At 60.0% G+C, this 20,666-nt stretch carries 23 protein-coding genes and 1 pseudogene; 9 read left to right on the forward strand and 15 right to left on the reverse strand.

Translation table 11 applies throughout. The features are described from left to right. Positions 1–4: 4 nt before the first annotated feature. The 4 genes from scpB to EJL02_RS01675 form a co-directional block, all read right to left on the reverse strand. The gene (gene scpB / locus EJL02_RS01660; protein ID WP_125114673.1) at positions 5–622 is read right to left on the reverse strand and encodes an SMC-Scp complex subunit ScpB; all 618 of its coding nucleotides are present in this window, start codon (positions 620–622) and stop codon (positions 5–7) included. Positions 623–628: 6 nt separating this feature from the next. Beyond that, positions 629–1,339 (reverse strand): segregation and condensation protein A, encoded by a 711-nt coding sequence (locus tag EJL02_RS01665; RefSeq protein ID WP_125114674.1) that lies wholly within the window; start codon positions 1,337–1,339, stop codon positions 629–631. A 12-nt stretch (positions 1,340–1,351) separates the two neighbouring features. Further along, complete coding sequence (locus EJL02_RS01670) at positions 1,352–2,008, reverse strand: site-2 protease family protein (protein ID WP_125114675.1); 657 nt, start codon at positions 2,006–2,008, stop codon at positions 1,352–1,354. 235 nt (positions 2,009–2,243) lie between these two features. Continuing rightward, positions 2,244–2,819, reverse strand: a complete 576-nt coding sequence (locus EJL02_RS01675) for a hypothetical protein (protein WP_125114676.1) — start codon at positions 2,817–2,819, stop codon at positions 2,244–2,246. A 250-nt stretch (positions 2,820–3,069) separates the two neighbouring features. On the opposite strand from EJL02_RS01675, the gene EJL02_RS01680 reads away from it, so the two are divergent. Together EJL02_RS01680 and EJL02_RS01685 are read left to right on the forward strand one after the other, a co-directional pair. Beyond that, a complete protein-coding gene (locus EJL02_RS01680) occupies positions 3,070–4,146 on the forward strand; it encodes a sensor histidine kinase (protein ID WP_125114677.1) in 1,077 nt (358 codons plus the stop codon). A gap of 2 nt (positions 4,147–4,148) precedes the next feature. Beyond that, positions 4,149–4,856: a response regulator gene (locus EJL02_RS01685; protein ID WP_125114678.1), complete on the forward strand. Its 708-nt coding sequence runs from the start codon at positions 4,149–4,151 to the stop codon at positions 4,854–4,856. A gap of 65 nt (positions 4,857–4,921) precedes the next feature. On the opposite strand, the gene EJL02_RS01690 is transcribed toward EJL02_RS01685, so the two are convergent. Both EJL02_RS01690 and EJL02_RS01695 read right to left on the reverse strand, forming a co-directional pair. Continuing rightward, positions 4,922–5,344 (reverse strand): HIT family protein, encoded by a 423-nt coding sequence (locus EJL02_RS01690; protein ID WP_125114679.1) that lies wholly within the window; start codon positions 5,342–5,344, stop codon positions 4,922–4,924. 70 nt (positions 5,345–5,414) lie between these two features. Next, positions 5,415–6,482 carry an FkbM family methyltransferase gene (locus tag EJL02_RS01695; protein ID WP_125114680.1) on the reverse strand — a complete coding sequence of 356 codons (1,068 nt, stop codon included), beginning with the start codon at positions 6,480–6,482 and terminating at the stop codon, positions 5,415–5,417. Between the two features lie 153 nt (positions 6,483–6,635). On the opposite strand from EJL02_RS01695, the gene EJL02_RS01700 reads away from it, so the two are divergent. Next, positions 6,636–7,241, forward strand: coding sequence for a hypothetical protein (locus EJL02_RS01700; protein WP_125114681.1), 606 nt, complete (start codon positions 6,636–6,638; stop codon positions 7,239–7,241). After that, positions 7,241–8,104, forward strand: coding sequence for a hypothetical protein (locus EJL02_RS01705; protein WP_125114682.1), 864 nt, complete (start codon positions 7,241–7,243; stop codon positions 8,102–8,104). The genes EJL02_RS01700 and EJL02_RS01705 overlap by 1 nt, the downstream gene beginning before the upstream one ends. 49 nt (positions 8,105–8,153) lie before the next feature. Here the strand turns inward: EJL02_RS01705 and EJL02_RS01710 are convergent, their stop codons facing one another. The 8 genes and pseudogenes from EJL02_RS01710 to EJL02_RS01740 form a co-directional block, all read right to left on the reverse strand. After that, a complete protein-coding gene (locus EJL02_RS01710) occupies positions 8,154–9,116 on the reverse strand; it encodes a carbohydrate kinase family protein (RefSeq protein WP_125114683.1) in 963 nt (320 codons plus the stop codon). Continuing rightward, positions 9,113–9,979 (reverse strand): Cof-type HAD-IIB family hydrolase, encoded by an 867-nt coding sequence (locus EJL02_RS01715; RefSeq protein WP_125114684.1) that lies wholly within the window; start codon positions 9,977–9,979, stop codon positions 9,113–9,115. The genes EJL02_RS01710 and EJL02_RS01715 overlap by 4 nt, the downstream gene beginning before the upstream one ends. Before the next feature lie 14 nt (positions 9,980–9,993). Then, positions 9,994–11,388, reverse strand: coding sequence for a glycoside hydrolase family 32 protein (locus EJL02_RS01720; protein WP_125114685.1), 1,395 nt, complete (start codon positions 11,386–11,388; stop codon positions 9,994–9,996). A 23-nt stretch (positions 11,389–11,411) separates the two neighbouring features. Next, entirely contained in the window at positions 11,412–13,298 is a 1,887-nt protein-coding gene (locus tag EJL02_RS01725) for a PTS beta-glucoside transporter subunit IIBCA (protein WP_125114686.1), read from the reverse strand. Positions 13,299–13,511: 213 nt separating this feature from the next. After that, the gene (locus EJL02_RS01730) at positions 13,512–14,318 is read right to left on the reverse strand and encodes a trehalose repressor (protein WP_330548619.1); all 807 of its coding nucleotides are present in this window, start codon (positions 14,316–14,318) and stop codon (positions 13,512–13,514) included. 48 nt (positions 14,319–14,366) lie between these two features. Next, positions 14,367–14,498: pseudogene (locus EJL02_RS14605) on the reverse strand (LacI family DNA-binding transcriptional regulator); the annotation flags it as partial. 21 nt (positions 14,499–14,519) lie between these two features. Beyond that, on the reverse strand, positions 14,520–15,035 hold the full coding sequence (locus EJL02_RS01735; RefSeq protein WP_125114688.1) for a M48 family metallopeptidase: 516 nt from the start codon (positions 15,033–15,035) through the stop codon (positions 14,520–14,522). Beyond that, entirely contained in the window at positions 15,022–15,906 is an 885-nt protein-coding gene (locus EJL02_RS01740) for a DMT family transporter (RefSeq protein ID WP_442857995.1), read from the reverse strand. Before EJL02_RS01740 ends, EJL02_RS01735 begins: the two co-directional genes overlap by 14 nt. Before the next feature lie 173 nt (positions 15,907–16,079). On the opposite strand from EJL02_RS01740, the gene selD reads away from it, so the two are divergent. Next, on the forward strand, positions 16,080–17,117 hold the full coding sequence (gene selD, locus EJL02_RS01745) for a selenide, water dikinase SelD (RefSeq protein ID WP_125114690.1): 1,038 nt from the start codon (positions 16,080–16,082) through the stop codon (positions 17,115–17,117). Here selD and EJL02_RS01750 read toward each other — a convergent pair. Beyond that, entirely contained in the window at positions 17,104–18,255 is a 1,152-nt protein-coding gene (locus EJL02_RS01750) for an aminotransferase class V-fold PLP-dependent enzyme (RefSeq protein WP_125114691.1), read from the reverse strand. The genes selD and EJL02_RS01750 overlap by 14 nt on opposite strands. 130 nt (positions 18,256–18,385) lie before the next feature. Here EJL02_RS01750 and yedE point away from each other — a divergent pair, with 130 nt between their 5' ends. Genes yedE through yqeC form a run of 4 tightly spaced genes read left to right on the forward strand, consistent with a single transcriptional unit; the run spans position 18,386 to position 20,624 of the window. Further along, complete coding sequence (yedE, locus tag EJL02_RS01755) at positions 18,386–19,474, forward strand: YedE family putative selenium transporter (protein ID WP_206426945.1); 1,089 nt, start codon at positions 18,386–18,388, stop codon at positions 19,472–19,474. Continuing rightward, on the forward strand, positions 19,471–19,683 hold the full coding sequence (locus EJL02_RS01760) for a sulfurtransferase TusA family protein (RefSeq protein WP_125114693.1): 213 nt from the start codon (positions 19,471–19,473) through the stop codon (positions 19,681–19,683). The genes yedE and EJL02_RS01760 overlap by 4 nt, the downstream gene beginning before the upstream one ends. Further along, positions 19,680–19,922: a DUF3343 domain-containing protein gene (locus EJL02_RS01765; RefSeq protein ID WP_125114694.1), complete on the forward strand. Its 243-nt coding sequence runs from the start codon at positions 19,680–19,682 to the stop codon at positions 19,920–19,922. Before EJL02_RS01760 ends, EJL02_RS01765 begins: the two co-directional genes overlap by 4 nt. 3 nt (positions 19,923–19,925) lie before the next feature. Continuing rightward, positions 19,926–20,624 (forward strand): selenium cofactor biosynthesis protein YqeC, encoded by a 699-nt coding sequence (gene yqeC, locus EJL02_RS01770; RefSeq protein ID WP_125114695.1) that lies wholly within the window; start codon positions 19,926–19,928, stop codon positions 20,622–20,624. Positions 20,625–20,666: the final 42 nt, after the last annotated feature.

Below are 20,666 nucleotides of genomic sequence, written 5' to 3' on the forward strand. Positions count from 1 at the left end.
CTTCTCACTCCGTTCCCTCTTGCGGCCGCTGCAACGTAAACGGCACAGATTGCTCCTGCGAGGCGGTATTGTCCTGCGCGGGATCATCCAGATCGATTTCCATCTGCTCGTTTTCCTCGAGTGCCGGCAGCGCAGGCAGTTCTTCCAAACTGCTCAGCCCAAACGTGCGCAGGAACGCTTCGGTGGTCTGATACAAAATCGGCCGTCCGGGCACGTCCAGTCTGCCCGCTTCCTCGATCAGACCCTTTTCCACAAGGCCCGCCACCGTGCCGCCCGAGTCCACGCCGCGCAGCTGGTCGATGAACGCACGCGTGACCGGCTGACGGTACGCCACGATCGTAAGCACCTCGAGCGCCGCGGCGGACAGCGACGGCGGCTTGCGCGACTCGGTCACGCGGCGCGCCGCATCCGCATACAGCGGACGCGAGCAAAGCTGCAATTTATCCTCCAGCCGCAGCAGCATGATGCCGCGGTTTTCAAAGTCATACAGGTTTTCCAGCGCTGTGGCCGCATCCAGCAAAGCCTCGCGCGAGGTTTCCAGCGCGGCGGCCAGCCGGTCCACCGGCACCGCATCGCCCGCGGCAAACAGCACGGCCTCCAGCCCGGCCTCCAGTTCGGTCATCGCACGTTACTCTCCTTTATCGTCTATCAGCGTCAGTTCCATATCCTCGCCGTCCCCGTCCAGCCGGATGCGGCGGTTTTTGGACAGCTCCAGCACCGCCAGAAAGGTCGCCACGATCTCCGAGCGGCTTTTGGCGTCGTCAAACAAACGGCGAAACGGCAGCCGCACATGATGCAGAAAGCGTTTGAGGATCGCGGTGATGCGGCCTTCGACCGGCACGGGCTCGCGCCCGACGATGCCGGAAAACGCGCTGGCCGGCGGCGGCACACGCCGCTGCGCCCGACGCAGCATATTGTTGGCCGCGCGGATCAGGTCACTGACCGACTGATGGTATTCCTTGGGCGCGTCGCCCAGGTTTTCCGGCTGCTTGACAAAGATATCGCGCCCGATCTCGCCTTTTTCTCGAAAAAACGACGTTGTCTCCTTGATGCGCTGGTATTCGAGCAGCATTTCCACCAGACTGGTGCGCGGGTCTTCCTCTTCTTCCTCTTCATGGCGCGGCAGCAGCATTTTGGATTTGATGTACACCAGCTGCGCCGCCATCGCGACGAAATCGCCCGCCACATCCAGATCCATCGCTTCCGCCGCGTGCAGCACTTCCATATATTGATCGAGGATCTCCGCGATCGGGATATCATAAATGCTGACCTTGTTTTTTGCAATCAGGTGCAGCAGCAGGTCGAGCGGGCCGTCAAAATTCTCCAGATGAAATTCCATGCCGCGTAACCCTTACAAAAACAGGTTGACAAACTGCAGCGCCAGATGCAGGATGCGCATGGCGACCCAGCTCATAATGCCGTTCAGCCAACCGCGCCACAGCGCCAGAATAAACACCAGCAGAATGATGCTCTGGTATCTCTGCAGCTTGAGCGACCACGAAAACGGCAGAAATGCATCAAGCACGCGCGACCCGTCCAGCGGATGCACCGGGATCAGGTTGAACACGCCCAAACCGACCGACATACTCGCCACGATCGACAGGAACATGCCAACCGTCTGCATGAAAGCGCTCGTGCCGTACATCCACACCGGCACATACAAACAATAGGCGATAAACGCCGTGATAAAGTTCGCCGCAGGACCCGCCAACGCGGTCAGCGCCATGCCCGAGCGGCGGTTTTTGAAGTTGGAAATGTTGACCGGCACGGGGCGCGCCCAGCCGAATCCGAACAGCAGCAAGCACAGAAAACCAATCGGATCAATATGCGCCATCGGGGACAGCGTAATCCGTCCCGAATCGTGCGCGGTGCGGTCGCCCAGCAGATAGGCCACGCCGCCATGCGCCGCCTCGTGCACAGACAGGCACAGCACAATCGCAGGCAGCGACAGCGCCAGTGTAATAAACGCGGATTGCAAGTCCCCGCTCAGCAGAGCTCTCCAAAGCAAACCAAATACCTCCTGTGGCAGCGCAGGCCGACGCAAACGCAGGCCGGCACTCCAGTTTACCCGTTTCAGCCGAGTTCTAACATACCCCGGCCTGTATATGTCTGAAATTATACCACGCCGGCAGGAAATTGTCACCACTTTCTTTGGTTTTGCCGCCCGCAGCACGCGCAAAAAAGGACCGCGGTCTACCCTCCGTGGTCCTTTTTCGACAAAAAGCCTGATTTTGCTGAATTATTTATGCAACGATCCGACGGTCACGCTGTTCGAGGATTGCCATCGCACCCTCAACATCAGCGACATCATAAAACACCATGCCGTCTACCTGGCCGCGGTGATCGGAATCCTGCATATTCACCTTGGGATGGCAGGCTCTCCAGCGCATTTCCTTGCGCATGTACTCAAAAATGCAGCTGCCCATAGCAATACACGCATGATCGGCAACGTCGTCCACCACTTCGATTGCATCGATCGCCGACAGTTCCATCGCGTAGACGGCCTTCGGGCCCATCACCAGAAACGCACGCTCATTGGTCAGATAGAACTTTTCCTTCTTCACCCGCATGCGTTCGATGAACGGAGCGGACGCGACCAGCAGCGCAATGACAATAATGCCGACCACAAAACGCATTTCCCACGCCACATTCTGCGTGCAGTATGCAGCGATCAGGCAGGCTGCCAACGCAAAGGTCACAACCCACAGCCGCAGCACACCCAAACGACTGCCCTTTTCCAGCAGCGGAAACGGCTCCGGCGCCCCCTGCCACAGAATGCTTTCATTGTTCCGCAGCATACCTTTTACGATGTTTTCCATCAAAAACACTCCTTTTGCATCATTTTTTTGTTTGTATACAACCTTGTATTCTTGATGGTTTTATTATAGCATGATGTTATGTTTAACTGCTGCTAAGGTCGGTCGACGAGTTGTTAAACATCCGACAAAACAGACGAATTCACCGTTCAGATTTCGTCAAGTTCTTAACAGCGCTTTAACGATTTTTCTGCTATAATATTATTGGAGTAGGATTGGGCTTTGTCCCCAATCGCATACTGGAGGACAATTTATGCGGCAAACTCAGAACAAAATCCCGCTTTTCCCGTTTTCTTTTCGGGACTTTTTGATTTTTATCGGCATTTTTGCCTGTGCGGTCGAGCTATGCATCCTGCTGCGCATGGCGGACAGCAGCGATGGCTTCGCCTCCCCGGTGTTCGTGCTGGCGGTATTGCTGATTTCCCGCTTCACCAACGGCTATCTGTTCGGCACGCTGGCCGCCATTCTCAGCGTGATTGGCATCAACTATATCTTTACTTATCCGTATTGGGAATTTAACTTCACGCTTGCCGGCTATCCGCTCACCTTCCTGACCATGCTTGGCGTTTCTCTCATCACCTGCACGATGACCACCAAGATCAAACAGCAGGACCGTCTGCGCGCGGAAGGCGAAAAGGAAAAGATGCGGGCCAACCTGCTGCGCTCGGTGTCGCACGATATCCGCACGCCGCTGACCTCGATCGTCGGCGCGACCTCCACCCTGCTGGAGACCGACGGCCTGTCAAAAGAAGAGCAGCGTGCCCTGCTGGAAGATGCGCGCGACGAAGCGCAATGGCTGATCCGGGTGGTGGAAAACCTGCTTTCCATCACACGCATGGGAGACGCCCGCACGCAGCTGTCCAAAGTTCCGGAAGCGGCTGAAGAAATCCTCGGCGAAGCGGCACGCAAATTCCGCAAACGCTTTCCGGACATCAAAGTAACGGTGTCCGCACCGGACGAGCTGCTGCTGGTGCCGATGGACGCGATTTTAATCGAGCAGGTGCTCTCCAACCTGCTGGAAAACGCCGCGACCCACGGGCAGACTGTGACACAGATCCAGCTTTCCGTCCGACAGGAAAACGCATATGCCTGCTTTGCTGTGCAGGACAACGGCTGCGGCATTCCGCCCAAAGAACTGCCGTTCCTGTTTGACGGCACGCTCAAGCGCAGCGAAACCCCATCCGGCGATGGCAAACGCAATATGGGTCTCGGACTTTCGGTCTGTATGGCAATCGTCCGCGCACACGGCGGCACCATGGAAGCAAAAAACCTACCCTGCGGTGCAGAATTCACATTCCGTTTGCCGCTTTGTGAAAAGGAGTCTCAGTAAACATGAACATTCGCGAAAAAGTCTTGATTGTTGAGGACGAGAAAAGCATTGCGCACTTCATTTCCACCATTCTCACCTCCAACGGATACGAAACCATTCAAGCGCGCACCGGTAACGAAGCGATGAGCATGATCTCATCCCACTGTCCTGATCTGGTCATCCTCGACCTCGGCCTGCCGGATATGGACGGCATGGAAGTGCTCAGCAGCCTGCGCTCGTGGTCCAGCCTGCCGGTCGTGGTGGTGTCCGCGCGCTCGCATGAGCACGACAAGGTCGCCGCGCTCGACCTTGGCGCGGACGACTATCTGACCAAACCCTTCGGCACCGCAGAACTGCTCGCCCGTGTGCGCACCGCGATCCGCCACACGCGTACGACCTCCGCCAACGGGGAAATCGCCCAGCGCGGCACCTACACGGTCGGCGAGCTGACGATCGACTACAACAAGCATCAGGTTCTGGTGCGCGGCGAAAACGTCCACCTGACGCTGAGCGAATTCCGCATTGTCGCCCTGCTCGGCAAGTACGCCGGCAAGGTGCTCACCTATGATTACATCATCAAGGAACTGTGGGGACCGCGCGCGGGCGGCGACAACCAGATCCTGCGCGTCAATATGGCGAACATCCGCCGCAAGATCGAAAAAAATCCCGCTGAACCGGAATATCTGTTCACCGAAGTTGGCGTCGGCTACCGGCTGGCGGAAAACGAATGAATCTGTTTCAGACATATTAAAAGGCGAACCCCAAAGGGTTCGCCTTTTTCCGTTTGCGCAGAGAATCAGATGTTGAGTTCCTTCTTGAGCGCTGCGATCATTTCCTGATATTCCTCATCCTTCAGGTAAACCGGCTCAGGATTGGTGATGGCAAAGCTGCCGCCGAACTCAAAGCCGCCCTCATACTTCGGGACGATATGGAAATGCAGATGCGGGTTGGTATCGCCGAACGAACCAAGGTTGAGCTTGGTGCAGCCCCACAGCTTCTTGATCGCGCCGGATGCCGCAGCCAGATCCGCCATGTAATCGGTGCGCTCCTGATCGCTGCACTCGCACAGCTCCTTCTTGTGAGTGCCCAGCGCCAGCACGCAGCGGCCCTTGTGCGCCTGATCCTTGAACAGATAGAGCGTACCGGCCTTCATATCGCCAACCTTGAACATGATCGCCTCGCGGCCCTCATGATGCTCATCGCAGTAAAAACATCCCATTGCAAACCTCTCCTTTACAGATTACTGTATCTTCATTATACCGCTTGTCCCATGCAATTGCCAGTGTTTTTTACGGACAGACCGCATATAAATTGGTGTCCCACGCGGGCACATAGGGGTGATGCCGCAGGTACAGCCGGTAATCCGGACAAAGCGTATGGATCAGCAGCGGCAGCTCGAAAAAGTCCGCGCTCCGATGATAGGCCGCCAGATTGAGCTTGGGACGGCAGCGCCGGATGGTCTGCGCCGCACCTGCGATCGCCTCTCGTTCTGCGCCCTCGACATCCAATTTCAGATAGGTGCACGGCGTGCCGTCCAGCACGCTGTCCAGCGCACGCATCTGGGTCTCTCTGCCCTGCTTTGCGACCCGCGACTGCCGTCCCGCCTGATCGGAAAAACACAGCACCGTGTCGCACGACCACGCGCCCGCCTGCTCGCAGCGCACCGTGCCTGTCAGCGTTTCCGCATAAGCCGACAGCTTGCGGAAGCTGCGTCGGTCTGGCTCGAGCGCGGTGATCGACGCAAACGCTCCGTCCGTATAGTGCAGCAGCTCGCGGATCGTGTCGCCCGTGTATGCGCCCAGATCGGCAAAATGCTCCTCTTGTGTCGGGCGCAGAATTGTATGAAACACCTCGTCCTTATCCGTCTCGCTATCCCGAAGATACCGCAGCCGACCGGACAGCTTAAAGCGCACGGTGTCGAGGAACACCTGCCGCGACTGCTCATCCGCGAGCAGGTCAAACGCCCGCTGCATATCCCCTTCGTGCGCCCGCACGAACGCCTCGTCAAAGATCGGCCCCGGGACGACCGGGACGTCGGGCGCGACCACGTCAAACCGCGCATCCAGCGCATACATTTTTTCCAGCACCTCGGGACGCTGGCTGGCAAACGCAATCGCGATCACAATGTCCTCGCCGAACTGTTCGAGCACTTCGGACAGCTTGTGCACCCGAAAACCGTGAAAACTGTGCCCGCGCACAAATTCATCGCTGGCAAAAACACCCGACGCGCGTATGCCGCATGCGTCAAACTGCGCGAGGATCTTGTCCGCACCATCCCCCATGCCATACAGCACAATCGGGCGTTTTTCCTCACGCAAAACCTGCCAAACCGACCGTTCCAGCGACAAAAAATCCATACTTTTCTCTCCTTTTCCGTGCCTTCCATTATAATCGGCACGCGTGCCGCTGTAAAGCGGAAAAAACTTTTTCACGGCGCGATTTTCTCATTGCGGTTTACCCCGCGGTACAGTATAATTTGATTAGAAGACAAATGCAAAGGGGGCGCGGCCATGTCAAAATCCAACGGTATTCTGGCGATGGATCCAAGCAAATACCGGGAGATCGACGGTGTGGTTTTCGATCTGGACAGCTATGCCAAGCATTGCGCACCCCCGGAACAGGACGCCCCCGCAGAGGCCGCGCCGACGCCCGCCGAACCCATCCCCGCGCCGGAAGGCATTCTGGCAATGGATCCGGATCACTACCGCGCGATTGACGGCGTGGCCATGGACGAGGACAGCTTTGAGCGCCACAGCCAGCCCCCTGCGGACGAAACGCCCGCAGAGCAAGCCGCAACGGTCGAGGAAGCTCCCCCCATGGGGGTATTCGCAGTCGATCCCTTTCCGAACGGCTGGTATCCCGCCGAGGACGGCAGACCGCCTGTGCCCATCATGGGCGGCGCACTGCCGCCGGTCGAGATTCTGGAAAACGGCACACATGTGGTCACGGTGATCCGTACGGTCTTTTTGCACACCGGCTCGGGCTCGGGTTCGGGCTCGTATGTGACCTCGTACACCACCTCCTACCGCACCAGCTATCTTTCCTCGGGTTCGGGTTCGTATGTGTTCGGCTCGTGCACCTATCTGGTTGGCGGCTACGGATTGGAGCTGGTCTGATGCTGCGTGCATTTCACTCCAACTGGACGCGCCCGTTTTTCGCGCGTTCGCCCGATCGTCTCTACGCGGTCGAGCCGTTCGAACTGCTGACCACCGCGCTGTCCGCGCTCGCGTGGCGGCGGGAAAACGGTCCCATCCGCATGATCTGTGATACCAAGGCCCAGCGGTACTATGACGCGCTCGGCCTTACTTTTTTGTGGGATGAAGGCGTGCATCCCCTGCTCGACGCCGTGCCCGAGGACGTAAATCCGATGGCGTTCTGGGCAGCGGGCAAATTGTACGCCCTTTCTGCCATGCCGTCCCCCTGCGTGATGATCGACACCGACTTCATCTGCTGGAAGCCGCTCGAACCGCTGCTGCGCGGACTGGACGCGGCCGCCATCCACCGCGAGGATATCATGCCGGACATCTATCCGGATGCGCGCGCATTTACACGGACGCACGGATTTGACTTTTCCTCCTTTGACTGGACGGTCCGGCCGTTCAACACCGCACTGTGCTATCTCGCGGACGACGACTTCCGGCGATACTACACGGACACTGCCATCCGCTTTATTCGCTCTTCGCCCGACGCCGACGACGTGCTAACCTATATGGTCTTTGCCGAGCAGCGCCTGCTCGCCATGTGTGCCGCGCGCAAGCACATCCGTGCCGCCGCGCTGTCCGATTTGGAAGCGCTGTTCACCGGCGCGCAACAGGGATTTTTCACCCATATCTGGGGCTTCAAGCAGCAAATGCGGGATGAGCCCGCGCTGTACGAAGATTTCTGCCGCCGCTGCGCCGCACGCCTGCGGCGCGACTTCCCGGACGCTGCCGAGCGCATCGCCGCCGTCCCCACGCTCGCCCCCTATTTTTCTGATTGACGCAAAAGCAGCCCGCACCAAGTGGTGCGGGCCGTTTTTTTGCAGTGTCTCAGTCCGGGTACGCCTGCTTAACTTCGTCCAGCGTGGCCATGACCGCGCCCTTGTGTTGCACGGTCAGCGAAGCATACTGCGCGGAAAACCGCAGATAGTCTTCCAGCTGTGCCTGCGGCAGCGCAGACAAATCCGCTGCGCCCACGCCGTCGCGCGTCAGCTGGTACAGGAACGAGCCGATGAACGAATCGCCCGCGCCGGTCGTATCCGTGACCGGAACGGACAGCGTTTCGGCAAAAGCCTCGGTCTGCGGCGTATAAACCGCAGAACCGTTTGCGCCGCGCGTGACCAGCAGCAGCTTGCAGCCGCCTTCAAACAGCTGCTTTGCCGCCGCGCGCTCGTCCGTGCAGCCGGTGACAAACTCGACTTCGTCGTCCGACAGCTTGACCAGATCGGCCGACGGCAAAAACGCGCGGATCGCCGCCTGACAATCCGCCGGGTCGTCCCACAGCGGCAGGCGAACGTTCGGATCGAATGAAATCAGCGCGCCCGCGTCCCGCGCCAGCTCGATGGCCCGGCGATGTGCCGCCCGGACCGGCCAGTCCACCAGATCGACCGAGCAGAAATGCAGCGCCGCACAGTCGGTGAACATCTCGGGCCGGATCTGCGTTTCATCCAGGAACAGGTCAGCCGACGGATTTCGGAAAAAGGAAAACTCGCGGTTGCCGGTCGCATCGAGCGAGACAAAAGCAAGCCCGGTGTTGGCGCGCCCCGTGCGGAACACCGAGGAAATATCCACGCCGTTGCCCTTAAGCACCTTGAGGATATGCGTACCGAACGCATCCTCGCCCACCTGCGAGATCATCGCCGCGCGGCCGCCCAGACGCGCAACCGCCGCCGCCACATTAGCCGGCGCGCCGCCCGCGACACGTTCAAAATGCGTCACCTCATCCAGCGCGCAGCCCTTCTGCTGCGGTACAAAATCGATCAGCAGCTCGCCGATCGCCACCACTTTTTTCATACCTGTCCCTCCAAAATATACCGTTTGACCGCCGCCGCCACACCGTCCGACGCGTTGTCCAGCGTCACCGCGTCTGCCGCTGCACGGATATGCGGCGCTGCGTTCGCCATCGCAACGCCCAGCCCTGCCATTTGCAGCATGGTCAGGTCGTTGTCGCTGTCGCCGACCGCCATCACCGCATCCAAACCAAAACCAAGATGCGCCGCCAGGTGCGCAAGTGCCTTGCCTTTGTGCACGCCCTTGCGGTTGATCTCCACATTTTTCAGTTCCCCACCGAACATCACGGACGGCGCAAGCTCAAACAGGCCGGTTTGCGCCAGCGCCTGCATCATTTGATCGACCACAGAGGGCTTAAGATGGTGCAGGATCGCCTTGGCCACCCGACCGTCCTCCCGCTCGAGCACCGCGCGCCACTGCGCCGCATCCGGAACAAATTCGTATCCTTCGGATGTCTCATCGAGGGACACCCGGCCGCGGCGGCGGATCTCCTGCAAAAAGCGCAAAAACTCGTGCCCGTAATACAGATTTTGGGCTGTATACAGGCACGGGTCCACGCCAAACTGCGCACAGACCTGCAAAACCGTCCGGCACATCGCACGGTCCAGTCCGTCAAAAGCAATCTGCTCGCCATCCGCCATGCGCAGCACCGCCGCGCCGTTGGCAATGACCACCCAATCCGCGGGCGCATCCAGCTGCGCGTTGAACGCGCGCACCTCGGTCAGGTTGCGCCCCGTGCACAGGGCGATCTGTACACCCGCCTGCTGCGCCAGACGCACCGCGCGCGCGTTTTCACGCGGCACGCGGCTGTCCGGACCGAGCAGTGTCCCGTCCAGGTCAAGTGCGAGCAGTTTGATTTCCGGCATGCTGATTCTCCATCCTATTTTTCCGTAATTTGCAGCGCGCCCATCTCCCAGATCTCGGTCTCCGCACCGAACACGGTCACACCGTGCATATACGGCGCCGGATAATACCGGGTGGACAGCACCTGCTCCCCGCCGTTGACGAAAATCTCCAGCGAAGACGCATCCGCCAGCACGCGCAGCGTTTGCACGGTGCGCACATCCGCGCAGCGGACCGTGCGGCCCGCGCCGCCGCCGTCGATCGTCAGGCGAAGCAATCCTTCGTCCCATTCTATCACGGCACTGCCGCGGATGACAAGTCTGCCCTTGCTCTGGGTGCGGCACACCATATCAAATACGCGCGCATCCTCGGGCGCAACATGCTTGCCGCGCAGCGCATCGATCTCGGGCGCCGGCATGCGCAGCAGACGGTCGCCGTCGCGCCGCAGCACGCACGGAACGGTCATGCAGTGCTGCCAGCCCTGCTCGACCGTCGGATTGGTATACGGTGCATCCGGCATGCCCATCCAACCGAGCAGCAGACGGCGATCACCGTCCACAAAGGTCTGCGGCGCGTAGAAATCAAAGCCGCTGTCCATCTCCTGAAAGTTGCCCAGCGTATACTCACCACGAAAGTCGCCGTACAGTGGGAAATACCCGCAGGTATATACGTTCTGAAAACGGTTGCCCTGCTGCTCCACGCCCTGCGGCGAGCACTGCAGGAACCACTGCCCGTCCAGGCAGAACAGATCGGGGCACTCCCACATATAGCCGAACTTCTCTGGCGTGGTCAAGGTGTTGATGTGTGTCCAGTGCCGTTTGTCCTCCGATTCGTAAACGAGCAGCTCGCCGCGATCCTCTTTGGTGCGCGCGCCGAGCACCATGTAATACTTGCCGTCCTGCGCCCAGACCTTGGGGTCGCGCACATGGCAGGTCAGATCGGACGGATAGTCCTTGTTTTCCATCAGCAGCTCGTTGCTTTCGACCGTCACACCGTCACGCGAGACGGCGAGCGCGGTATTATGCCCGCGCCCCGTCGTAATGTAATCGTAATCGCCTGCGAACTTGACATTGCCGGTGTAATACAGGTACATCGTCCCATCTTCGACCAGCGCCGATCCCGAATACACGCCGTGAATGTCCCACGGCTGATCGGGATACAACATGGTCGGCAGCTGCTCCCAGTGCAAAAGGTCGCGGCTGCGATAGTGTCCCCACATCTTGACGCCGCCCGTCGGGTCGAACGGACCGTACTGATAAAACACATGATACCACTCGCCGCAGCGGCACAGGCCGTTCGGATCGTTCATCCAGCCGACCGGCGGCATCAGATGAAAATTCTGGCGGAAGGGATCGGCCGCGGCGCGCGGCCCATCCTCCTGCTCAATGCGGCGCACCAGCCGCACAAGATCCCGTTGTAATGCATTGCTCATGGCGATTCTCTCCCTATTTCTGCTTACTTGAGCGTCAGAACCGTATCTTTACCTGCCTGAACCGTGCCGAACGACGGCTCGACCGACGCAAACTGATCGGTGTTGGTCACGATGACCGGCGTGATCACCGGATAACCGGCCTTCTGGATCTCCGCGCTGTCAAACTCCAGCAGCAGATCGCCCGCCTTGACGTGCTGGCCTTCCTGCACATGGCCGGTAAAATATTTGCCTTCCAGATTGACCGTATCGACACCCACATGGATGAGCAGTTCCACGCCGTTGTCACATTCCAGACCGACTGCATGGCCCATGACCGCCGACACGGTTGCGTCGCACGGTGCAATGATGCGGTTTTCCGCGGGCTTAATTGCAACGCCCTTGCCCAGCGCGCCGGACATGAACGCGGGGTCGTTGGTCTCACTGAGCGCGACCGCTTCGCCGGTCAGCGGGGACACCAGCGCGATGTCACCCTGCGGCGCTGCGACCGCCGGTTTTTCCGGCTGCTCAGGCGCAGCATTCGCTTGGTTTTTCTCCTCCGGAATGCCGAGAATCCAGGAGATCACAAACGCAACGCCGGTCGCAATACCGATCGTGAGGATGTACTGAATCGGATGATGCAGATGCAGCAGGATGCCGAAGATGCCGGTAACACCCGTGCCGGTTGCACCCAAACCAACAACCGATGCATACAGCGCGCCGCACGCGCCGCCGATGGACGCGGCGATAAACGGCCGGACAAAGCGCAGGTTAACGCCGAAGATGGCAGGTTCCGTAATACCCATGAACGCGGAAAGCGATGCCGGCAGCGCCATGGACTTCAGCTTCTTGTTCTTGGTTTTAAGCGCGACCGCAAGCGCTGCGCCGCCCTGTGCAACGTTTGCCGCACTGGCCAGCGGCAGCCAGAAGGTCAGGCCGTAAGTGCTGAGCTGACCGAGGTCAATGATCGTGTACATATGATGGATGCCGGAAACAACGGTCGTGGCATACAGGCCGCCCATAATGAACGAGCCGATGCCGAACGGGATGGCGATCAGCCACTGCACACCGTTGATGACGAAATTCTCAACCGTGGTGAATACCGGGCCGATCGCGGCAAGCGTCAGATAACCGGTGACGAACACGGAGACGAGCGGGGTAACGAACAAGTCGAACATCGGCGGCACCACTTTGTGCAGCTTCTTTTCGATGAAGCACATCAGCCAAACCGCGATAATGACCGGGATAACGTGGCCCTGATAGCCGACCAACGGTACCTTATACAGACCGAAGAACACTTCCTGATAGGTATGTACGCCCTCGGTCGCCACCGTCCATGCGTTTTGCAGATTGGGGTGCAGCATGATCATACCGATGACCGCACCCAGGAACGGGTTGCCGCCAAACACCTTGGCTGCCGAGAAAGCAATCAGGATCGGCAGGAAGGTGTACGCCACATTGGAAAACAGATCGGCAAACACGAACAGCGAACTAGTGCTGTCGAGCGTGATAAAGCCGTTGTTTATCATAAACTTGAGCGACTCCATGATGCCCATGAGGAAGCCCGATGCCACGATTGCCGGGATAATCGGCACAAAGATATCGCCCAGCGTCTTGATGCCGCGCTGGAACCAGTTGCCCTTCTGCGCCGCCTGCGCCTTTGCCTCATCCTTGCTGACCGCCGCCGCGCCCGACTGCGCGATGAACTGATCGTATACTTTATTGACCGTACCGGTGCCGAAGATGATTTGCAGCTGTCCCTGCGCCTCAAATACACCCTGCACGCCCGTCGCATTTTCCAGCGCGTCCTTGTTTACCTTGTTGTTGTCTGCGATCACCAGACGCAGACGTGTTGCACAATGTGCCGCCGAGATCACATTGTCCTTCCCGCCGATGCAGCTGAGCACCTCGGAAGCCGCTTTTCCGTAGTCCACCAATATTCCGCCCTTTCGTTTTTATTTTATGAAACCGATTTCATTTTTTCTGCAATCATTATACCGCGAAATCCCTGTTTCTGTAAATGTGCAATTCTATCCAAACCTTTTCGGCAGTTTTTGCACACTGTGCAGTAGGCGCTATATAATATACACAAAAAAGCGGCCCGTGTTTTGTACAACACAAGCCGCTGCTCTATTTTACGGTATTTTTCAGACCGATTCCCCAGGATAAACCTCAAAACCCAGCATCAATTGCTTTTTGCGATCCAAACCCTGTCCGATGATTTCGAGAAGATCACGCGCCGCTTCCTCGCCGCTGGTCTGATAATAATAGTGGGCTGTCGCCAGACGCGGCCGCACCAGCTCGCTCATGCGCGAATGGCCGATGCCCGCGAGCGCCACGTCGTCCGGAATACGCCTGCCGTGCTCCTCCAACCGTTTCTTGACGCCAAGCGCTATGGAATCGGTTGCACAAAAAATCCCTTCGATATCCGGCACGCGTGAAAGCAGCCGCTCCGCCGCCGCATAGCCGCCGTCGATCGAAAAATCACTCTGCTCCATCAAAGCGGGATCAGGCTCCATCCCGGCCGCGTGCAGAGCGTCCTGATAGCCCGTCCGGCGCGCGGCACCCGCCGCCTTATCGCGTGGGGTCACACCGATGTACCCCACCCGCCGGCGGCCGCTGTGCAGCAGCAGCTCAGTCACCGCGCACGCCGCGCCGCGGTCGTCATGGTAGACGCAGGACATGCCGTCCATCTTCTGCCCTGCCAGCACCGCCGGCACGCCGAGCGCCGTCAACGCCTTGCGATGCGCCGCCGACAGAATGGTCGCCACCAGAATCACGCCGTCCACATTGCCGCTGCGGAATACCTCCAGATATTCCAACTCTTTTTCGATGCGGTTATCCGTATTGGCCAGCAGCAGCCGGTAGCCCTGCTCTTCCAGCACGCGGGAAATGCCCGCCACCACGCGGCTGATCGACTCGGAATCGATACGCGGCACGATCACACCGATCATGCGGCTTTTGCCCGTGCGCAGCGTCTGCGCCTGCTGAGAAGGCACATAACCGGTCTCCTCGATCACCCGACGGATGGCCTCCCGCTTTTCCGAGCTGACATAGCCGTTATTCAGATAGCGCGAAACCGCCGCCTTGGATACACCCGCGCGGCGCGCAATTTCCGCAATCGTCATTTTCCTTCCTCCTTCGGCCGCCGGCCCTCATTCCCGCAGCAAGGCGCGGCGGGCACGGTAATCCGGCAGATATTGCTCTACCAGCGCCCAGAACCGCGGACCGTGGTTTTTATGCACAATATGCGCCAGTTCATGCACGACAACATACTCGACCGCTGCATCCGGATACTCCATCAGCCGCCACGAAAAGCACAGCCGGTTCTGTGCACTGCAAGAACCGAACCGCGTCCGCGCGGACGTGATGCGCAGGCCGGCTGGCTTTAGACCCATCCGCTGCGCATAATACGCCACCTTGGGCGGTAATTCTTCCCGCGCACGCCGGATCAGTTCCGCACGCTGCGCGTCATCCGGCTCGGGATGTGCCTCAAGGCGCGCCCGCTGCCGTGCCTGCGCCCGGGCAATCCAATCCGCATGGTCACGGACAAACCGTTCGATTGAAGCCGCCGACGCGCGCAAGGGCGCGCGCACGATCACACGCCCCTCACGCGTGACTTCCAGCCCCAGCGTGCGGCGTCGCGAGCGGATCAGCTCAACCCTGTCCACTGGCCTGCTCCCGGCTTTCCAGCGTGCGGTTATACAGGAACATCGCAACCGACACGCCGCAGATCACAAGATAACCCAACACGCTCAGCCCATCCGGAATCTGGTCGAACAGGAAAAAGCCGAGCAATGCGGAAAACAGCACCTGCGTATAGTCAAATACCGAGATTTCCTTGGCCGGGGCATGCGCATACGCCAGCGTCACGCCGAACTGGCCGAGCGTTGCGGCCGCGCCTGCACCCAACAGGCAGGCCAGCTGCCACCACTGCATCGGATGGAAATCCACGATCAGATACGGTAGACAGAACAAAGTGGAAAACGTTGAGAAAAAGAACACAATCCGCGCACTTTTCTCTCCCTTTTTAGACAATGCGCGCACCGCCGTATACGCTGCACCGGCAAAAACACCGCCGAGCAGGCCGACCAGCGCCGGAAACATATCCGACGAAAAGCCCGGCTTGATAATCAGCATGCTGCCGCCGAACGCCGCGAGCACCGCCAGATACTGCCAGACATTGGCGCGCTCCTTGAGCAGAAACAGCGAAAACAAAATTGCAAAAAACGGCGACATCTTATTGAGGATATTCGCATCCGCAAGCACGAGACGGTCGATCGCATAATAATTGCACAAAATGCCCAGCGTGCCGCAGATCGCACGCAGCAGCAGCATGGGCAGATTGCCCTTTTCCCATTTCCAGCTGATCCCTTCGCGCCGCAGCACGATCCACGCGACAAACATCGCAACCAGATTGCGGAAAAACGATTTCTGCATGGACGGCAGGTCGCCTGCCAGCCGCACAAATGTACTCATCAGCGCAAAGCCGAACGCGGACAACAGAATAAATCCGATCGCTTTGCTTTTCTTGGAAAGCACCAGCTTCCCCTCCCCTTATTTTTTTATTATTCATCCTGCATTATAGCACAATTTTAGCTTGTATGCAAAGGCGTGCGCGCCTGTCGCTTGACCTTTGTCCCGGCTCATGTTATCTTTTTATTAGGATAACGGTCATCTGTCCGTTTTCTTCACATTTCATCAAGGAGCGGCCTATGGAACAGGAAATCAAACTCACCAAGCTCGCCAGCTGCGCCGGCTGCGGCGCCAAGGTCGGTGCGGGTACGCTGGCCCGTCTGCTGGACGGTCTGGAGGTACACACCGACCCCAACCTGCTGGTCGGCTTTGACAAAAGCGACGACGCGGCGGTCTACCGCCTGTCGGACGATCTTGCACTGGTGCAGACGGTGGACTTTTTCCCGCCGATCGCGGACGATCCGTACTTGTTCGGCCAGATCGCAGCGGCAAACGCGCTGTCCGATATCTATGCGATGGGCGGCACGCCCAAACTCGCGCTCAACTTGCTGTGCATTCCCAAATCCATGCCGGACAGCGCGGTGCATGACCTGCTGCGCGGCGGCTACAACAAGGTCTATGAGGCCGGGGCGGTCATCGCGGGCGGCCACAGCATCCTGGACGAAGAACCCAAATACGGCCTGTGCGTGACCGGCTTTGTGCACCCCGACAAAGTGCTGACCAACGCGGGTGCGCAGCCGGGCGACGTGCTGTTTCTGACCAAGCCGCTCGGCGCGGGCATCCTGACAACGGCCGCCAAGGCCGACCTGTGCCCGCCCGACGTGCTGGACGCCGTTTTTGCGCGTATGACCACGCTCAACAAGGCCGCGCGCGACGCGATGGTGCAGTTCCGCGTGCACGCCTGCACGGACGTGACCGGCTTCGGCCTGCTCGGCCACGGACTTGAAATGGCACAGGGCAGCAGCGTGCAGCTCCAGCTGAATGTTGGCGCACTGCCCCTCCCGCCCGAAGCGCTGGAATTTGCCCGCATGGGGATTTTACCCGAGGGGATGTACCGCAACCGCAAATACGCGGAAGCCTTTGTTGCGGCGGACAGCGTGCCGCTCGAAGTGCAGGACGCGCTGTACGACCCGCAGACCTCGGGCGGCCTGTTGATCGCGGTCGATGCCGCGGACGCGGACGCGCTGGCCGCCGAACTGCAAAAAACCGTCCCGGATGCGCGACGCATCGGAACGGTTTCGGAATTTGCGGGAGGCGCCCGCGTTATTCTGCGCTGACGGCGGCGATCGCCTCTATCGCGCGGTCTACCTCACTTTCGGTCGTAAACCAACTGAAGGACAGCCGCACCGTACCGCGCGGGAACGTGCCAAGCGTGCGGTGCGCGCTGGGCGCACAGTGCAGGCCGCAGCGCGTCAGGATGCCGAAACGCTCTTCGAGCACGGATGCAACCTCCGCGTTATCCTTTCCCGGGAAATCCAGACTGAACACCCCGACGCGGCCTTCCACTGTGTCCGGCCCGACCAGTACCGCACCCGGAATGATGCGCACCCCATCCAGAAAGCGCTGGGACAGCGCACGATCATGCGCCTGCACCGCTTCGACGGTCACCTGCTGCAAGTAATCGAGCGCAGCCTCCCAACCGAAAATGCCGGGCAGATTGGGCGTACCCGGCTCGAGCCGGTCGGGAAAATACTTGGGTACCTCTTCGGAATCCGACACGCTGCCCGTGCCGCCACTGACGAGCGGGTCGAGCGTTTCCGCAAAGTCCGGCCGCAGCAGCAGTGCGCCGATGCCCTGCGGACCAAGCAAGCCCTTATGGCCGGGCACGGACAGCGCACTCAGGCCGAGAGAGGCAAAATCGATCGGCACATGCCCCGCCGTCTGCGCGGCGTCCAGGGCAAAGGGAATGCCGCGCGCGCGGCAGATGTCCCCGACCGCTTGTGCGTCCTGTACCGTACCGGACACGTTGGACGCATGCGCGAGCAGCACCAGACGGGTGTTATCCCGCAGTAACGGCTCCACTTGGTCGATCTGCAAGCGGCCTTCGCGGTCACAAGGGATGCGGTCGAATGTCACGCCGCGGCGGGCCAGCTGCCCGAGCGGCCGCATGACCGCGTTGTGTTCCATCGCGGACACCAGACAATGGTCGCCCGGCTGCAGTGCGCCGAACAGCAGCAGATTGAGGCTCCAGGTATTGCCCGGTGTCAGCACCGCATACGGCACCGAGGGAAACGCAAACAGCTCGCACAGCCGCTGACGCAGACGCAGCGTGACCAGTTCGGCCTGCTGCGCAGCCTCGTACGAGCCACGGTTGACGCTCGCGCCGATCCGATCGACGTATTCCCGCATGCGTGCGGCGACGGCCGGCGGCTTGGGGAATGAGGTCGCGGCGTTGTCCAGATAAACCGAATGCATGACATTTTCCTCCCGACGTCTGCGGAGCGCTTTGTCCGCATACTTTTTCATCAGTGTAACACAGGACCGGGCAAATGTAAAACCGGCCTTGTTGCAAAATACATTTCACAAACCAAAGGAGATTCACATGATTAAAAACAAGTATCTGGTGATTTGCACCGGTGTGATCGTCGGCCTTGCGGCGCTGGCGCTCACGGCGGCGGGCAATCCCGCCAACATGGGTTTCTGTATCGCCTGTTTCCTCCGCGACATCGCGGGCGGACTGGGCTTGCACAGCGCGGAAAAGGTGCAGTATCTGCGCCCGGAAATCGTCGGCCTCGTCCTTGGCGCGACGATCGCGGCGCTTGCCGGCAAAGAGTTTCGCGCCCGCGCCGGTTCCTCCCCCGCCCTGCGCTTTGTGCTGGGCATGATTGTCATGGTCGGCGCGCTGGCCTTTCTCGGCTGCCCGCTGCGCATGGTGCTGCGTCTGGGCGGCGGCGACGTGACCGCGATTGCGGGCCTTGTCGGCTTTGCTGTGGGCATCGGCGCGGGCGCGCTGTTCCTGAAAAAGGGCTTTTCGCTCGGCCGTGCGCGCAAAGTGCAGAAGGCGGACGGTTTCGTACTGCCCGGCTTTGTGATTGCCGTACTGGCGCTGCTGCTGGCGGCGCCGTCCTTCATCCGTTTTTCGCAGGCAGGCCCGGGCGCAAGCCATGCGCCTTGGCTGATCGCGCTTGTGGGCGGCCTGATTGTCGGCGCGTTGGCGCAAAAGAGCCGTCTGTGTATGGCGGGCGGCCTGCGCGACGTGTTCCTGTTCCGTGATTTTCACCTGCTGACCGGATTTATCGCCATTTTCGTGACCGTGCTGATCGGCAACCTCGTACTCGGCAACTTCAACCCCACCCTTGCCGTGCAGCCGGTCGCGCACCACGACTATGTGTGGAGCTTTCTCGGCATGGCCATGGCCGGCTGGGGCTCGGTACTGCTGGGCGGCTGCCCGCTGCGTCAGCTCATCCTCGCCGGTGAAGGCAGCGGCGACAGCGCAGTGACCGTGTTCGGCATGCTGGTCGGCGCGGCGCTTGCGCACAACTTCGGCATGGCGGGCAACGCGGACGCAATGACCGACGGCGTATTCACCGCGGGCGGCGTGGCACAGGCCGGCCGCATCGGCATCGTGATCGGCCTGATCCTGCTTGCCGTGATTTCTTTTGCCAATTTACACCGAGAGGAGAAAACGAAATGATCGACGCAAGAGGTTTTTCCTGCCCCATGCCCGTGGTCATGGTGCAGAAGGAAGTCAAGAATAACGCCCCCGATAAACTTGAGGTGCTTGTGGATGACCCGTGCGCGGTGGAAAACATCACCCGTTTTGCGCATAACAACGGCTACGAAGCCGCGTCCCGCGAAACCGGCGACGAGGAATTTTCCCTGACGCTGACCAAAAAAGCATGAGTGAGTTTGTTGCGACCTTTCACACGCACCTGAGCGCGATGCTGAGCTTTCAAGCGCTGCAAAACGCGGGCAACAAGGCGAAAATGCAGCCCGTGCCGCGCGCACTCAGTTCGTCGTGCGGCACCTGCGTGCGCTTTTCAGCTGAAAGTGACTGCCGCGGCCTGCTCGACACGGACGCGGAAGCGCTCTATGCTGTCGAAAACGACGGCTACCGTCTGCTGTGGCAGAATGAGGACTGAGCTATGCCACCGAAATTTGTTTCCGTTGTCGGCGCGAGCGGCAAAACGACCGCGCTGTGCACGCTGGCGCGCGCGCTTTCCGCAAAACGCGTGCTGGTGACCACCACCACCCATATGTTTCCCGTTCTGCCGCCGGATTGCCGCACCGTGCTGACCGATCCCGTACCGGACGAACTGTTGGCGCAGCTCCAGCTGCCGGGCGCGGTCTGCGCCGGACGACAGTCGGACGGCGGCAAGCTGCGCACGCTTTCCTCCGACCTGCTCGCACAGGCAGCCGAGGCCGCCGATCTCACGCTGTGCGAGGCAGACGGCGCACACCGGCTGCCGCTCAAATTGCACCGTGCAGACGAACCGGTACTCCCGCCGCAGACCGATCTGTGCCTGATCGTTGCGGGTCTGTCCGCGCTTGGCAGGCCGGTACGCGATGTGGTGCACCGCTTCGCGCTGCACGCAGACTGGGCGGCAGGCCCCGAACAGCTTGTCGGCATCCCGGAGCTGCTGTACTGCGTGCGCGAAACCGCTGCAGCCTGCGGCCTGCCGCCGGAACGGCTGCGCGTGCTGCTCAACCAAGCGGACACACCGTCGCTTGCCGCACAGGCCGAACCCGCTGCGCGGGCGCTGCGCGCGGACGGGCTGGACTGCCGCATCGGCAGCTTGCATTCCGATCCCGGGCTGCTACACTGCTGGATTTTTTCCGCATAATTTTCTCGTATGTATAAAAAAGCACCCGCTTATCGCGGGTGC

The sequence above is a fragment of the Agathobaculum sp. Marseille-P7918 genome, from assembly GCF_900625105.1.
In the GTDB taxonomy this organism is placed as follows: domain Bacteria; phylum Bacillota; class Clostridia; order Oscillospirales; family Butyricicoccaceae; genus Agathobaculum.